Raw genomic sequence first — 14,100 nt, 5'->3', positions numbered from 1 at the left:
CTACTCGCGCAATCGCAGGACGTGAAACGGGACCAGTTGGTCGACCAGGTGCACCTTGTGAGGTCGGCCATCGGCGTAGCCGATCTCGTAGTTGACGACGCCGAACCAGTCGCCGTCGATGCTCGGGAATCGGCCGTGAAGCCTGCCGTGGACCTCGCCGGTCATGTCTAGGCCGGTCTCGATCACGTGTCGCGGTGCACCTGGGACGCGGGCGAACAACCGATCCAGCTGGACTCCGACGCTGGTTAGTACGGCCCTCCTGCCGTGAACGGTGTCGCCCTCCCATGCGGTGTATGGACTGTGGAGCGTCATGTCCACCTGCTCGTGGTCAACGCTCGGTTCGCGCGGCGGAGAACGAGTTCGAAGTAGCGCTCCTCGGACAGTTCGGCGCTGTCGGGAGGAGGCGCCGTGGCCGCCAGCCGCCAGACGCCGTCGGCGCCGCTGGACGCACAGGCGTTGCAGCTGATGTGAGCCTCACCGTTTCGCACGACCGCTTGGAACTGGGAGTGGCCGAGCGTGTGCCGCCCGAGCTTGCACCTCGCCGGCAACAGGGCCACCGGTCGTCCGGTCGAGTCGTACCTGAAGGTGAGCGTGCCGTCCATTTGGGACGGTTCGAGGAGCTGCCGATCCATGACGCGAGAACCTATCACCGCGTTCGTACATATGTTCGATTGGATGCGTGTGGCGTTCTAAGTCCGTCCTATCGGGTCATGACCTGGCGAAGAGAGTTGCGGAGGGGCTGGTGACTGCCAGGGGGTGTTCTTCGTTCGTGAGCGCGGCGAGTGCGGTGGCGACTTCGTCGATGGTGGCTCGGACGTAGGTGGTCGTTGTGCCGGCGTCGCCCTTGCCGAAGTGTCCGGCGAACGCCCTCGCGACGGCGTAGCCGAAGTGGCGTTCGACCCACGTCAGCGTGGTGTACCGGATCCAGTGAATGCTCACTTGCTGCGTTGCGACCCACGGCAGGTGCTTGCCTAGCCGCTGCCACAGGTAGTCGTATCGGCGTCTCGTGATCGGGTCGCCGTTGCGGTAGCGGAGAAGCTGCTCGTTGCCGACGGCGCCACGTTGTTCGCCGAGAACGAGGAGATGCGTCATCAGGGTTGGCGAGACCGGCTGCCAGCGCACGGTGCCGCCCTTCTCCAGGAGCCTGACGAGACATTGCTCCGGGTCGAGGTCGCAGCGCCGGAGCGTGAGTGCGCCGCCTCGGCGCGCGGCGGTCTCGGTGTGGAAGCGGAGCAGGACGAGGTCGAGCTCTGGATCGTTGCCGGTCGTGCCGGCGACTTCATTGATCTCGCGGAGTCGGTTGTCGGGAAGCGCATGGCGGGTGTTGGCGAGTCGGCGCGGTTTGGAGACGCGTCGCGCCGGGTTGTCGCTTTCGGACATGAGACGGTCCGCGATCGCGTGCTGGTAGAGGCAGCGGGCCGCAGCGATGAGGTGCTCGGCTGCGCTCCGCCCGCCACGGGAGTTCCTGCGGACGAGATCGAGGAGCTCGCTGCCTTGGTGGGAATCTCGCCTGGCGTTGTAGTTGGCAGGCTTCAACACAACGGTGCTTTGGCATGGTCCGAAGGAGACGGCCTCAGGCAGGGTTTCGAGCTGATTCTCGATGAACATTTCTAGCCTGGTCCGTGGCGCTGAGAAGTCGGCGGCGGTCAACGGCCTGGCCTGCGCTGATATTGCGGAGCTGCGAGACCGGCGACGACGTCGATCTGGGCGGATGTCGGGCGTGTCATGATGTTGCGCTGTGACTGCGGAGTCGATCGCCGCGTGGCATGACGCTGGTCTGGGTATCACTCGGAGCCTGGAGCTTGCTCATCAGTCCTTGCTTGGCGGCGGCCTGCCCGTCGGCGCCGTGGTTTTGGACTCTGATGGTGACGTGGTCGCAGAAGGCCGTAATCGGGCGTATGACCCGCCAGGTGGCGATGACCGGTTGCAGGGCAGCCCGATCGCTCATGCGGAGATGAACGCATTGGCCCGCATCGCCACCAACGCGGATCTGGCTACGGCCACACTGTGGAGCTCCCATCGCCTGTGCGCGATGTGTGCGGCAGCGTGCGAATTCACCGGCGTCGGGCGGGTTCGGTTCGTCGCTCCTGACCCCTCGGACGAACGGCCCGACCTCGATCCGATCGGCGTGGACGGTCCGTGGGTGATCGTCGCCAACCTGCTCTTCCTGGCCGGCATCCGCGCATATTCCGGTGGGAGTGCCCCGATGCTCCTGCGAGCCCGCGATCGTGAGCCGGAGACGACCAGTCTGCTCGACATGGTCGCGCTGCAACAGTTGCGGACCGCGACCTTGCCGGCGGCACTGGGACCCGTCTGGTCGCACGTCGTCAACGCCGCGCAGGTGCGGCAGCACCGCATCGGCGGTTGATATCTGTGTGCAATGCAGACTCAGCGGGATCGAGGACGCCGATGTTTTGCTGCTGCGCCGTATGTCCAGCGTGAGCGCTGCGTTCGGTCGCAGCGCTAAATGACCATCGAACCGGCCTTCGCGGATCAATCGGCGAGGCCGGGCAACTGAGTAGCCGGTGTGGTTGTCCTGCTTGGCGCAGACGCATCCTTCGCCGCAGTTCGAGTTGCCAGTCCGGCGTGTCGCCGAATGACCACCTTGTTCCTGCGCGAGTCTCTGTCCTGGGATCAAACTGACCAAAGGAAGTTTCTGCTCATGCTCGCCCGCCATGCGTACATCCCCGCTGAGTCGCTTACTCGTGGCTCGCGGAGACAGTGGCCGCTTGACGTGCCGTGTGTTGCCCAGCTGGCGGACGAAGGGATGACGTTCGAGCGGCCGGTGACCTTCCTGGTCGGCGAAAACGGCTCAGGCAAGTCCACCCTGGTCGAGGCCTTCGCTGAGGCGTGGGGGCTGGATGCGCAGGGCGGTCGCGCTGGGCGGAAGTACGTCAACGACAGGCCGAAGTCAGAGCTCGGCGAGATGGTCCAGTTCGAGACCACCGCGCTCGGTGCCCGGCATCGCATCGGCCCGCGGACGAAGCGCAAGGGCTACTTCCTGCGCGCGGAGACCGCGTTCGGGTTCATGAACGCGGTCCGCGGCATGAACGGATATTGGGACGACGACACGAGCGAGATGAGCCACGGCGAAGGCTTCCTCACCGTGTTCGCCGCGATGTTCCGCGAACCTGGCTTCTACCTGATGGACGAGCCCGAGGCCGCACTGTCGTTTCAGTCCTGCCTGCGCCTGATGCACCTCATGTACGAGCTGGGCAAGTCGGGAGCGCAGATCATCTGCGCGACCCACTCGCCGATTCTCGCGTCGACACCGGATGCCGACATCATTGAAGTGGGGGAACAGGGCTTTCAGCGATCGAGGTGGGAGGACCTGGCGCTGGTCGACCACTGGCGTCGGTACATGGCGACGCCGGAGGCCTATCTGCGCTACGTCACCGAGGAATAGCGGTGCCTGAGGACACGTTGGGGCCCCGACGCTCAGGTTTGCGGATGGATGCGAGAAGCTCCCGCGAGCGGCGGTATTTCGGACTCGTACTCGCTGACGAGCGTCCCGGCCTGCTGGACCGCTCGTCAGCCGTGGCGAGGAGCGGTCTCACAACCAAGCAGCGGATCGATGGAGCCTCCTGACTGGTAGCTCCGACACCGATGCGCACACCAGCTTGGCGCACTCCCAGGAGGGAAGACTGTCGACGCCAGTGTTACCAAGTGGGAACGGTGCATTGCTGTCTAAAGGTGTGCGGCTGCTTCAGCGATGAACTCCAGTGACTCGCCTTCGTTGAGCGCCAGCGTTCGCAACGTGGAGAACCGTTCCGACACCTGCTCGACCTCGCCGCGAGATTCGAGGTATTCGGAGCGCAAGAAGGTCTCGGTGTAGACCACGTCGTTGTGCTGTCTGTGCGGGAAGCTCACCCATGCGAAGGACAAGTTCATGGCGGGGCAGGTTGCGGCCGAGTGCGGTACCACCTGGATGCTTACCTCGGGACGCACGCTCACCTCCATGAGATGAAGCAGCTGCGCTTTCAGCACACGCCTGCCGCCGACGAGCTGTCGTAGTGCAGCTTCTGGCAACACCGCCTCGACTGCGAGACAGTCGGCCCCGCTGGCCCGGGTTGTCCACGCCTCCCTCATGCGTGCGAGTTGCGCGGCTTTGGTCGGATCGGACTGCTGGCTCATTGCCGTCGCGTAGTCGGTCAGTTGGAGGACGGCTGGCACGGCGTGTGCGGCGAAGGTCCTCAGTCGAGTCGCGTCAGCGAGTAGAGAGGGAAAGTCCTCTGCTGGGTCGAGGTCCGCCGCTTGCGGCTGGCGGAATGTTCGAAGGTCTGCGGCCCGTTGTGTCTGCGACATCACGGCTTGAGACTCAGCTGCGGGTACTTTGTAGACGAAGCCCAGCGCCATGACGTCGAAGACTGCGGACGGCTGTATCGCGTTCTCCATCATGGACAGCTTGGCGCTGCTGAAGCCGACACGCCTGCCAGCTTCGAACAGACTCAGGTCGCGTTCGTCTCGCCATCTGGCGAGCTTGCGGCCGACAGCGCGTTCAAGCGCAGTGGCCCGGAAGTCTTTCGGCATTGGGCTCGCTCTCATCTCGATGGCCTTTCCGCCGCTCTACAGCGGTGGAAAGGGCTCGTCGCCGCGGGTCAGGTCCTCGGTGTCGTCGAGCTCCTGAAGACGCACGCACCGGCTGGACATCCACTTCAACGACTGGTCGTCATCGAGGCTGATCTCGTCCAGCGCGCGGACAACGGCCTGATATCCCTTGACCGCGTGCTCCTCCTCGACGAAGAGGCTGGAGTTCTCGGTTGTGAGCCAGATCAGTGGTGGATACTTCGGGAACGTGAGCTGTGTGAACGGCCCGGCGATGCCGGCATGGGCGCCGGCCTTTGCGGGCACGATCAAGATCCTGATCTTCGTCCAGCTGGCCATGCGCATCAGGTGGTGGAGCTGGGTGATGTGCTCTTCGCGTCCGCCGATCTGATGCTCGAGCGCGAACTCGTGAAGATAGAAGGTGCAGTCGAATGCGGCGTGGAGTAGCTCCTGCATCTCGTGCAGTGCTTGCAACCTTTCGCCCAGTTCGGTTGCGGGAACAGTGGCCGAAGCGGCCAACAGCCGGCATGCGTAGCCGTCTGTCTGGAGAAGCGCCGGTATGGCGAGCGGGTTCCAGCTGACCAAACTCTCGGCCGCGGCAAGGTGAGTCAAGGCGGTGCGTGATCGGACTGGTGCACACCTGCCGTGCGGCTGCCACCAGCCGCTCGCATCCGTCACAGGGAAGAGGCTGAGAAGGTGCTCGCGCTCGGTCTCAGACACACGGCAAACGCCCAGGACCACCGCGATCTCGACGACGGTGACACCGCCTTTGCCGTTCACCATGTCGGAGACTTTGGCCTCCTGCCAGCCCAGCACATCGGCGAGCTGCCGGAAAGTCATCCCTGCCCGCGCGATTGCAGTGCGCACCCCTTCACCGAACTCACGGCCGCGAACCGTGGAGTATCTCTTGGGCATGTCGTAGTTCCTCGCTCTGATCGGTCGGCGCTGCGTCAACTGCCTTCTCGGTGAGCTGGTGCTGGCGTCGCCGTGACAGCAGTTCGGAACGCTGCTCGTTGGTGAGCAACAACCACATGTCGCCAATCGCTTCAGCTGTGAAGTCGTTCATCCCGATCCGCCTAGCGGCCGTGATGTCGTCGGCGGGCTACTGCTCGCTTCCACCAGTCGAAGTGGTCGCCGATGATCCAGGTCCACGTTGCGGCTGCTACGAGGCCGAGAACTGTCGTGATCACGCTCATCGCACCCTTCCCGGAGGTTGTGGTCGGAGGTGTCCGGTGACGTGCTTGAGGCGGACGCGGAGTCCTTACGTCACCGGACGGTCTGACGAACGCGGAGAAGACATGTCAGACTGAAATCAACATTTCATCAGCGCTTGATCAGCGGAACGTCCCGTGAGTGACTTGGGGCGACCTGCTGCGACCTAACGGCCAGGAGGGACGATGCGGGCGTTCCGCACGGTGCTTGAGCAGCGGATATGGGATCGTCGGCTGACGCTGGAAGAGTTCGTCCACGAAGCTGAGTCGTATGCGCGTGAGCACCGCGAACCTGGAACTCTGGGGCTTCGGCACCTTCAGAGGCTTGTGGCAGGACGCCGGTCTTCAGGTGAGGCACTTGGGCAGGTGAAGGCGAGTACCGCCCGCTTGCTCGAGTGCATGTTCGGCACGTCGGTCGAGGAGCTGTTGGCTCCGCCGCCAGAGCGTGGTCCAGCGGGAAGCGCGTCTGAAGTGCCGATTCATCTGGGCCTGGCCGGTGCGTTCGAGTGGCTCGACGCCGCGGCTGGGTGGGTCTCGGGGGCAGCTGCGGCCAAAGTCGGCGCAGAGCTGAAACTCACTGACACAGGGATGTTGCAGGCGCAGCGGGCGCGGCGAAGCAGAGTCGGCCGACGTCAGGTCGCCGAGACGGTAGGGGAGTACTACCGAACCTCGGACACTTTCACGACCCGCAGTTCTGGCCTCGATGTGCGGACCAGTGTTCTCACGCGGGCCGAATGGAACGACCTCCGGCTTCCGCTTGACGTCGCGAACGAGCGACTAATCCTCGTGCCGAATGACCGGGCGGCATCCACAGTGGACGCGGAAGGCGCTGAGGCGGCGGTTCGGAGGCTTGTGATGGCCGCGGCTCTCGATGTTCGGTTCGCGAACCTGCCGCTGTACCGGTTGGTGCAGGTTGATGTCGGCACACGGAGCATTCGCGGAGCCGTCGACGTGGGGAGTTTCGTCGAGTACGCGTTGACGATGGATCTCCTCGAGGCAGAGCTGGCCGATTCCGTGTCGAGTGGTTCTCAGAAGCGGCATCCGTTGAGAGACAGGTACTTGCCGGACTTGGATGCGGTGCTCGACGTTGCTGGACGAGTGTGCGCCGGCGGGGTCCTGTCGGTCGTGGCGATCGCTCGGCCGACGGATCCGTTCCGCGGTGCCGCGGACTACGCGTTGATCGTGCAGACGCGGTCGGAGCGGGTCGTGAACGCCGCCGGGAAGCTGGCGGTCATTCCGAAGGGCTTTCACCAGCCGCTCACCGAACCCAGGGCTGATGTCCACATCGGCGCCACGCTCCGGCGGGAGCTCGAGGAAGAGTTGTTCGGGCGCGGCGACGTGGACGCGACCGCAGGCGCGGCGCGGGTGATGTCGCCAATGCATCCTGGTCGCTGGTCGGTGCCTATGAAGTGGCTGGAGGACGAGCCGGGCCGAATGCGGATGGAGTGCACCGGATTCGGTTTGAACCTGGTGAGCGGTAACTACGAGTTCGCGACGCTTGTAGTGATCGAGGACGAAGAGTTCTGGCCTCGGTTCGGCGGGCAGCTCGAAGCTAACTGGGAGGCGTCTGGGCTGACGTTGTACTCAAGCTTGGACAGCGAGCTCATCACCTGCCTTGTGCAGCAGGATGCTTGGAGCAACGAGGGATTGTTCGCGTTACTCCAAGGACTCCGGCGGTTGCGCGAGATCGGTGGCCCGCGGGTAAGACTGCCTGACTTCGAGCTGTCAGGTCTGTGACGGCCAGCGAACGGTCATGACAACGGAGTCCGCGAGAGCCTCCCAGGAGTGGTCGACTCCAGGTCCCCACATGATGTAGTCGCCCTGACGACTCATGGTCTTGCTGCCGTCAGTGGTGTCCACGCGGAAGTTGCCCTCCACCAACAGGACCAGGGTGGTGCGCCGGTCGTCTGCGGTCCACTCAGGACGTTTGTCGCCAGCAGGGTGTGTGCCCCACTTCACTTCGACTTCCTTTTGCGAGCGGACTCCGATCGATGGGTCGATGAAGTGTCCGACCAGCCAGCCGCGGGTCTCCGTGCTGTCGTCCGCGGCGTTGCCGGCCTGCCAGTTGGCGGTCACCTGATCTCCCATTCGATCTCGGGCAGGTCTACGCGGGTGCCGCCGATTTCGCGGAGGCGCCGTAGGCCCTGCAGAAGGGCGAAGAGCCCTTCGTTGCTCCAAGCTACATCGTTGACGAGTTCGTCCAGGAGCTCTGCGTCGCGGCTGGAGTACTGGTGCAAACGGGACGCTTCCCAGTTGGCTTGGACGTCTCCGCCGTGGTTCGTCCAGAACTCTTCGTCCTCGATGACGATGAGGCTGGCGAACTCGAAGTTGCCGCTCACGAGGTTCAGGCCGAAGCCTGTGCACTCCATGCGCAGACGGCCAGGTTCGGCCAGTAGCCAGCGCATTGGCTCGGAGAGTCGGCTTGGGTGCATGGGGTCTGCGTGGCGCTGTTCGCCGACGGTGTTGTCCACGTCGTCACGGCCGAACAGTTCCTCTTCCATCTCGCGGCGGAGAGTCGCGCCAACTTGTGTGTCGGCGCGGAAGTCCGTTAGCGGCTGGTGGAAGCCCTTGGGGATCACCGCCAGGCGGCGGGCTGCGTTGATCACGTGACCTGAGCGTTCCTGGACGAGCAGGAGGTAGTCCGGTTCGCTGCGGAATGCGTCTGCGGGACGGGCGATAGCTGTGAGCGCGAGGGCTCCGCCTGCGCACATTCGGTCGCCGACTTTCAGCGCGGCCGTCAGGTTCGGCATGTAGGTGTCGCGGAGGGGGAGCGCGCCGGGGTTCGTCGGCTGGTTGGTGGTGAGTGCGTCGACCAACTCGCCTTCGAGCAGGTCCATCGTCACCACGTACCCCACGAAGTCCGTCACGCCCACGGTGCCCGCGAGCTGGTGCTTTCGCATGTCCACGTCGAGCAGCCGGAACAGCGGCATGTTCACCATGCGGTGTCCCAAGGCCAGCGTTTCGGCCAGCCGTTGCGCCGCGCGGTCTGCGCTCGCCTCGTCCATCGTGATGTTGTCCGCCGGGGTTACGCCGGCGAGCTTGAGCTTGTCGTGCTTGGGAAACAGCGGGCAGTCGAGGTCCAGCCAGTCCGGGTGAGTCAGGACCGTGGTTGAGGCGGACGTGTTCGCACCGAACGTGGCTGTGTATCGGCCGTGGCCGGTCGTCGAGCTCCCGTAGTAGGCGGCGAGTGCGTGCGCCGTGTCGCGTTGGTTCACGCGGCCGCGGCGCACGCCACGGTCCTGGAGGGCGTGGAGGTCCAGGGCTGCGAGGCGCGCGGCTACCTCGCGGCGTGCTGTGCCGGGGTCCCAGCCTGCTCGCTCGTCGAGCCAGTTGAGGGCGGCGACGATCGTGGCGTCTTCACTCAGGCGGAGTTCGGCGTCTTCGGAGGCGCCGTCTGGGAGGTTCAGCGGACCGCCGCTGACCAGTTCGAGGTAGCGGTCGACGACGTCGGTGGATGCGTTGGCCAGGGCGGTGTTCAGCTCGCGTTGGAGGCCCGAGCGCGGTTTGGTGTCCGGCTTCTGGTGCCACGAGGCCACTGTGCGCACACCGATGCCGAGGTGTTCCGCGAAGGCTTCGTGAGTCATGCGGAGCGCGGCTTGGAGACAGCGCGCTGATTGGCCGGTCCACTCAGTGTTCTCGCTCATGCTCGCGCTACCCCCGGCGCGCTGAAGCTGCATTGAACTTGCATTGGACATGCATGGGCTTGAGCGGCGATTCACGCTGGAATTGGTGCATGGAAATCAAAGCGCTCAACCAGCAGAAACGCCGCGCTACCGGTTCTCGCGGACTTGCTTCGCTACCGACGCGAGATCCGACTTCAGGTCGTCGAGGCGTTCGGTTATGTCGATCAGGCGCTGTTCGACACTGTCCAAACGCGACCAAAGCGAGTCGCCGGGGTCGGTGATCGGCTCGTCTCGTTCCGGTGGGCGGCGGCCGTGGAGCACCGCGTCGAGGTGCATCGGGTGCCAGCCCATGGCTGTGGACAAGGACTCCAGCGTCCGCGGCCCCCGCCGGCGCTCCACTGTGTTGTGTTGGATCTCGCGGACGATCGCCTGGGAGACGTTCGAGCGTTCTGCTAGCTCGCGTTGACGCCAGCCGAGCTCGTTCACGCGCTCGTTGATGGCTCTGGCGACTGCCGCCCAATCCTCCGACACGTAATTCCTCCACGTTCTGCCTCGGCGCTGATATTAGCCGCCTTGCGCTGTTTGGAGACGTGACACGGCGCATTTCGCACTGTGCGCGATCAAGCGCGCCTTCGTGTGCGCTGAAATCAATCAATTAGAGCTGAAATCGTCAGCTCGCTCTTTGAAGGGCCTATTCCTATGCGTACTTCTGTGTCTTCTGCTCACTCGATCCGCGAGACCGCTTGGGTGCTCGGTATCAGCCAGTCCGCTGTGTTCCGGGCCATCCGGCTCGGAGTGCTCACGGCAGAGCGCCAGTACGGCCGTCTCGTCGTCCCTGGTAGCTCGCTGCGGCGAGTGCTTTCGGAGCCGGGGGTGCTTCGTGACTGATCTGCGGCTGGTCGGGATCGCCTGGTCGCTGGACCACTTGCGATGGGTGCCGACCGATGAGTTGACCAACGTCGTTCAGAGCGACGGGCTGTGCATGTGGGCGTTCACGGGGGAGCCACCGTGGGCGGACGAAGAACTCACCGATCGGGAGCTGGCTGAGCGGCAGTGCTCGGGGTGTCCCGTGCGGGACGAGTGCTTGGAGTTGGAGTTGCGCACAGCCGGCGCTGAGACGGTCGGTGTGTGGGGTGCGCTGCCGGAGGACGAGCGGCGCGAGGTGCATCGGCACTGGCGTCAGCGCGGTGAACGGGCCGAGAGGGGGCCGCGTTCATGAACACCATCAGCGTGACGCCCACTCAGGTGCTGGCCGTAGTCGGCGTGCTCTTGGTTCTGGCGTTGGTCTGGCGGACTGGTTGTCGTCGGGCGAATGCGGCAGCGAACGCGGCGCGGACGAGTGTGCGGCTGATGTCTCTGGGTGGGCGGGTTGTCGTGAACGCCGTGCTGATCGTGATCGTTCAGTGGGTGATCATCACGAACCGCGGCGAGGGTTGCTTGCTGTTCGTGGCGCTCGGGGTGCCGGCGTTGCTGGCGTCTTACACGTTGACCAAGGCGCTCACGGTGACCGCCTATGTGCCTCGTCGTCGTGGTGGTGATCGGAAGTGAGTGAACCGATCGAGCGGGTTGCCGTGCAGGTGGACCGGTTGTGCTGGACCGGCATTCTGCTGGGGCTGGCGTTCACCATGACCAACGTGCAGCAGTTCGCCGCGGCCGGAGCACCGGTGTGGTCGTTGACGTGGTTTGCCGCCTGGTTGCTGGACCCGATGGTGTCGCTGGTCCTGCTGGCGATCCTGCGAGCGGAACAGGTGACCGCTCGCAGGGGTGTGCGGCTCGGTGGATGGGTGCGGGCGGCGAAGTGGTTCACGCTCGGTGCCACCTATGTCATGAACACCTGGAGTGCGTTCGTGGCCGGGTCTGCGGCGCTCGTGGTTCTGCACTCCGTGCCGCCGCTGGTCGTGTTCGTCGCTGCCGAAGCGGTGACGGAGTTGCGGGACAAACTGGGTGCGGTGGAGGACGGGGCACGGGTTCCTCGGACTTCGTTCGCGGAGTACCTCGCGGTCGCCCGCAAGACCAAGAAGGCAGGGGAGAAGGTCTCACCCGCATGGGTTCGCGAGGCCACCGGGTGTTCGCGCGGGCTGTCGTCCAAGCTGGCCGCGGCGTTGAACGAGGACCGGCGATGAGCGGCGAGTTGGTCCATTCCGAGCAGGTGCTCGAGGGCGAGGTGGTGGACGAGCGCGCGGCGCTGGTGCGGCGCCTGGAGAGCACCTGGCGTGGTTCACGTGCGGTGCCGCCGGCGTTGAGGTCGCGGCAGGCTCTGAGGGACGCGGTTAAGGGTGTATCCGCTTGGGCTGTCCGAGTGCCGTTCCGGTGTGCGAGGGCCGTGGGCCGGGGCCTGGTGATCTCGGCGCGAGGCTGGCGGAACTGGGTCCGGGTTCGTGACTACCGCGAGGCCGCAGAGCAGTCGGAGAAACTGGCGGACAAGTTCGTCGAGATCCGGGCGCTGACATTGTTCCGGTGGAAGGTGACCGCCACCGTGCTGCTGGTCAGTGGTGTGGTTCTCGCGATCGCGAGACTGGTTTACGGCGATCTGGTGCTGTGGATCTTGGGAGGCGTCGGCGCGGTCGTACTGGCGGTCGCCGGCAGGGCGAAGGACGGTGCATCGGGCCGCAAGACCGTTCTCGCGGGGCCGTGGATCCTCATGTGGACGATGGACGCCCAGGTGCTGATCGACGTGTTCCGGAACGCCAAGCTGATCGGAAAAGACGAGACCCTGCGGCTGGTCGAACGGCCGTCCCGGCAAGGTGACGGGTGGGCGGTGACGGTGGACCTGCCTGCCACGCGCAAGGCTGCCGATGTCGTGAAGAACCGGGAGGAGCTGGCGTCCGCACTGGCGGTGGACGAGATCCAGCTCAGTGTGGAACGGGTGCGCGGAGAGGGTGGCCACGCCGGTCGCGTGGCGATCTGGGTGGCCGACAAAGACCCATACGCCTCAGCACCTGTTCGGACACCGTTGCTCGAGGTGCGGCGTTGGGACGCGTGGAAGCCGGTGCCTTTCGGGACAGACGCGCGTGGACGTCGGATCGACCTGCCGCTGGTGTGGACGTCGTTGCTCATCGGCGCGATTCCGCGGCAAGGCAAGACGATGGCTGAACGGCTAGCCGTTGCCGGACTAGTCCTCGATCCGCACGCACGGCTCTACGTCGCGGACTTCAAGAACGGGAAGGACTGGCGGGCAGCGGAGCAGGTCGCGCATCGATTCATGGCAGGTGACGACGGTGAACACGTGTTGATGTTCATGGACTGGCTGGAGGAGCTGGTTGACGACGTGCAGCAGCGCTATCGCCGGATGCAGCACCTGGACGACGTGACATGTCCCGAATCGAAGGTGACGCCCGCGATGTCCAGGGACCAGTCGCTGGACATGCCGCTCACCGCGTTGATCGTCGACGAAGTCCACATCGCACTGGAGGACCGCACGTCCGTGCTGGTGCAGGGCAAGCGGCTCACGGCGGGCGAGAGGATCGGTGAACTGCTGACGTGGCTCGCGAAGAAGGCACCGGCTGCGGGTCTGGTGATGGTGCTCGCTACCCAGAGACCGGACAGCACCACGATCCCGTCGAAGCTGCGAGCAGTCCTCGGATCACGGTTCGCGTTGCGGGTCATGGACTGGCGCGACAGCAACATCGTGCTGGGTGATCAGATGAACACCCGCGGGTATGACAGCAGCAGACTCCTCCCATCGCACAAGGGTGTGGGAATCCTGCGCCCTGACGGCGAAACGCAGCTCGGCGCCGACGTCCTGGCGCTGACGGTACGAACGTTCTACATGCCGAACGACGACTGGAGGGTGATCTGCGAACGAGGCCGTGCGCTGCGTGAAGCGGAAGGAAAGTTGACGGGCCACGCCGCTGGGCAGGATGCGCTGCCGGTCCGTGATCGCGAGGCGGTCGTGATCACGAGCGGGAAGTCGGACCACAATGGAGACAGGCTGCCGGAGCCGTTGGCTTCGGTCGCGCATTACCTGGGCGAAGACCTGAGTGAACGCGAGTTCATACCCACTGCGGAGTTGGTGAAGGCATTGGATGTCGAGCCCACGACATTCGGGAAAGAGATGGGTGATCTCGGATGTCCTCCCGCGCGCCAGTACGTCCACGACGGAGAAAACACACGGCGCGTTCGCGGCTACTTGACGGCGGACATCCGAGCTGCGATTGCGGAGTCGGTATGAGGGACACGGCGCCCTGGTGACCTGTCCCAGCTGTCCCGCAAGGATCGCTCGCGGACAGGTCGGCGGGACGGGTTCAAGTAGGCACTTGAGCTGCGCTGATTGCTCGGTCCGGAGCATGGGACGGGTGCCCGGGTTGGGTCTGCTCTGGTGCGATTTCAGGCACTGAGTCGGCGGTGCGGGTCGCGGCGAACCCGTCCCGGGACGGGTGGTGTGAACTGCAGAAACAAGCTTGTTCGACGGTGTTCTCGTAGTGGCCGAGAAAGTGAGCCCGGCGAAGTTGACATAAGGCAGAAGGGTGGTTGACCAGTTGGTCAACCACCCTTCTGCCTTACCTTTGTGTCCGAGGGGGGACTTGAACCCCCACCCCCTTTCGGGGACTAGCACCTCAAGCTAGCGCGTCTGCCATTCCGCCACCCGGACGTATTTAGTTCTGCCTCGGCTCGCGCCGTGGTGTGTGCCTAGATTACATGATCGTCGGTGTGCGCCAAAATCGGGGCCTGGTGGTGCTGTTTGTGCTGGTTGGGGCTGTGGTGGCGGGGGGTGTCGGTGG

At 64.8% G+C, this 14,100-nt stretch carries 16 protein-coding genes and 1 tRNA gene; 7 read left to right on the top strand and 10 right to left on the bottom strand.

Annotated features, from left to right (window positions below; all coding sequences use genetic code 11):
• The 3 genes from ACH413_RS06550 to ACH413_RS06540 form a co-directional block, all read right to left on the bottom strand.
• The gene (locus ACH413_RS06550; protein ID WP_360036956.1) at positions 1 to 186 is read right to left on the bottom strand and encodes a hypothetical protein; all 186 of its coding nucleotides are present in this window, start codon (positions 184 to 186) and stop codon (positions 1 to 3) included.
• A 122-nt stretch (positions 187 to 308) separates the two neighbouring features.
• On the bottom strand, positions 309 to 632 hold the full coding sequence (locus tag ACH413_RS06545) for a hypothetical protein (RefSeq protein WP_360036953.1): 324 nt from the start codon (positions 630 to 632) through the stop codon (positions 309 to 311).
• Between the two features lie 76 nt (positions 633 to 708).
• Positions 709 to 1,608: a site-specific integrase gene (locus tag ACH413_RS06540; RefSeq protein WP_360036950.1), complete on the bottom strand. Its 900-nt coding sequence runs from the start codon at positions 1,606 to 1,608 to the stop codon at positions 709 to 711.
• A gap of 130 nt (positions 1,609 to 1,738) precedes the next feature.
• Here ACH413_RS06540 and ACH413_RS06535 point away from each other — a divergent pair, with 130 nt between their 5' ends.
• Positions 1,739 to 2,368, top strand: a complete 630-nt coding sequence (locus ACH413_RS06535) for a nucleoside deaminase (protein ID WP_360036948.1) — start codon at positions 1,739 to 1,741, stop codon at positions 2,366 to 2,368.
• Positions 2,369 to 2,596: 228 nt separating this feature from the next.
• A complete protein-coding gene (locus tag ACH413_RS06530) occupies positions 2,597 to 3,406 on the top strand; it encodes an AAA family ATPase (protein WP_360036945.1) in 810 nt (269 codons plus the stop codon).
• A 281-nt stretch (positions 3,407 to 3,687) separates the two neighbouring features.
• On the opposite strand, the gene ACH413_RS06525 is transcribed toward ACH413_RS06530, so the two are convergent.
• From ACH413_RS06525 to ACH413_RS06515, 3 genes are read right to left on the bottom strand one after another with little or no spacing between them, the layout of a single operon-like run.
• The gene (locus ACH413_RS06525) at positions 3,688 to 4,530 is read right to left on the bottom strand and encodes a DUF5753 domain-containing protein (RefSeq protein ID WP_360036942.1); all 843 of its coding nucleotides are present in this window, start codon (positions 4,528 to 4,530) and stop codon (positions 3,688 to 3,690) included.
• A gap of 36 nt (positions 4,531 to 4,566) precedes the next feature.
• Positions 4,567 to 5,460, bottom strand: a complete 894-nt coding sequence (locus ACH413_RS06520; protein WP_360036940.1) for a helix-turn-helix transcriptional regulator — start codon at positions 5,458 to 5,460, stop codon at positions 4,567 to 4,569.
• The gene (locus ACH413_RS06515) at positions 5,426 to 5,611 is read right to left on the bottom strand and encodes a hypothetical protein (RefSeq protein ID WP_360036937.1); all 186 of its coding nucleotides are present in this window, start codon (positions 5,609 to 5,611) and stop codon (positions 5,426 to 5,428) included. Before ACH413_RS06515 ends, ACH413_RS06520 begins: the two co-directional genes overlap by 35 nt.
• A gap of 331 nt (positions 5,612 to 5,942) precedes the next feature.
• On the opposite strand from ACH413_RS06515, the gene ACH413_RS06510 reads away from it, so the two are divergent.
• Positions 5,943 to 7,493, top strand: a complete 1,551-nt coding sequence (locus ACH413_RS06510) for a transcriptional regulator (protein ID WP_360036934.1) — start codon at positions 5,943 to 5,945, stop codon at positions 7,491 to 7,493.
• On the opposite strand, the gene ACH413_RS06505 is transcribed toward ACH413_RS06510, so the two are convergent.
• From ACH413_RS06505 to ACH413_RS06495, 3 genes are all read right to left on the bottom strand, one after another.
• Positions 7,482 to 7,832, bottom strand: coding sequence for a signal peptidase I (locus ACH413_RS06505; RefSeq protein ID WP_360036931.1), 351 nt, complete (start codon positions 7,830 to 7,832; stop codon positions 7,482 to 7,484). The genes ACH413_RS06510 and ACH413_RS06505 overlap by 12 nt on opposite strands.
• A complete protein-coding gene (locus tag ACH413_RS06500; RefSeq protein WP_396424916.1) occupies positions 7,829 to 9,400 on the bottom strand; it encodes a transcriptional regulator in 1,572 nt (523 codons plus the stop codon). The genes ACH413_RS06505 and ACH413_RS06500 overlap by 4 nt, the downstream gene beginning before the upstream one ends.
• Positions 9,401 to 9,526: 126 nt before the next feature.
• A complete protein-coding gene (locus tag ACH413_RS06495; protein ID WP_090062704.1) occupies positions 9,527 to 9,910 on the bottom strand; it encodes a transcriptional regulator in 384 nt (127 codons plus the stop codon).
• Positions 9,911 to 10,259: 349 nt separating this feature from the next.
• On the opposite strand from ACH413_RS06495, the gene ACH413_RS06490 reads away from it, so the two are divergent.
• The 4 genes from ACH413_RS06490 to ACH413_RS06475 all read left to right on the top strand — a co-directional run bounded on the left by ACH413_RS06490 (position 10,260) and on the right by ACH413_RS06475 (position 13,550).
• Complete coding sequence (locus ACH413_RS06490) at positions 10,260 to 10,598, top strand: WhiB family transcriptional regulator (RefSeq protein ID WP_360036925.1); 339 nt, start codon at positions 10,260 to 10,262, stop codon at positions 10,596 to 10,598.
• A 131-nt stretch (positions 10,599 to 10,729) separates the two neighbouring features.
• Positions 10,730 to 10,927 carry a hypothetical protein gene (locus ACH413_RS06485; RefSeq protein WP_360036922.1) on the top strand — a complete coding sequence of 66 codons (198 nt, stop codon included), beginning with the start codon at positions 10,730 to 10,732 and terminating at the stop codon, positions 10,925 to 10,927.
• Positions 10,924 to 11,502: a hypothetical protein gene (locus tag ACH413_RS06480; RefSeq protein ID WP_360036920.1), complete on the top strand. Its 579-nt coding sequence runs from the start codon at positions 10,924 to 10,926 to the stop codon at positions 11,500 to 11,502. The genes ACH413_RS06485 and ACH413_RS06480 overlap by 4 nt, the downstream gene beginning before the upstream one ends.
• Positions 11,499 to 13,550: an FtsK/SpoIIIE domain-containing protein gene (locus tag ACH413_RS06475; RefSeq protein WP_360036917.1), complete on the top strand. Its 2,052-nt coding sequence runs from the start codon at positions 11,499 to 11,501 to the stop codon at positions 13,548 to 13,550. The genes ACH413_RS06480 and ACH413_RS06475 overlap by 4 nt, the downstream gene beginning before the upstream one ends.
• Positions 13,551 to 13,887: 337 nt before the next feature.
• Here the strand turns inward: ACH413_RS06475 and ACH413_RS06470 are convergent.
• Positions 13,888 to 13,970, bottom strand: a tRNA-Leu gene (locus ACH413_RS06470).
• Positions 13,971 to 14,100 lie beyond the last annotated feature (130 nt).

This window comes from Lentzea sp. NPDC020367 (genome assembly GCF_044387305.1).
In the GTDB taxonomy this organism is placed as follows: Bacteria; Actinomycetota; Actinomycetes; order Mycobacteriales; family Pseudonocardiaceae; genus Lentzea.
The sequence above is the reverse complement of the archived record's forward strand: the minus strand, read 5'-3'. Positions and strand labels throughout refer to the sequence as shown.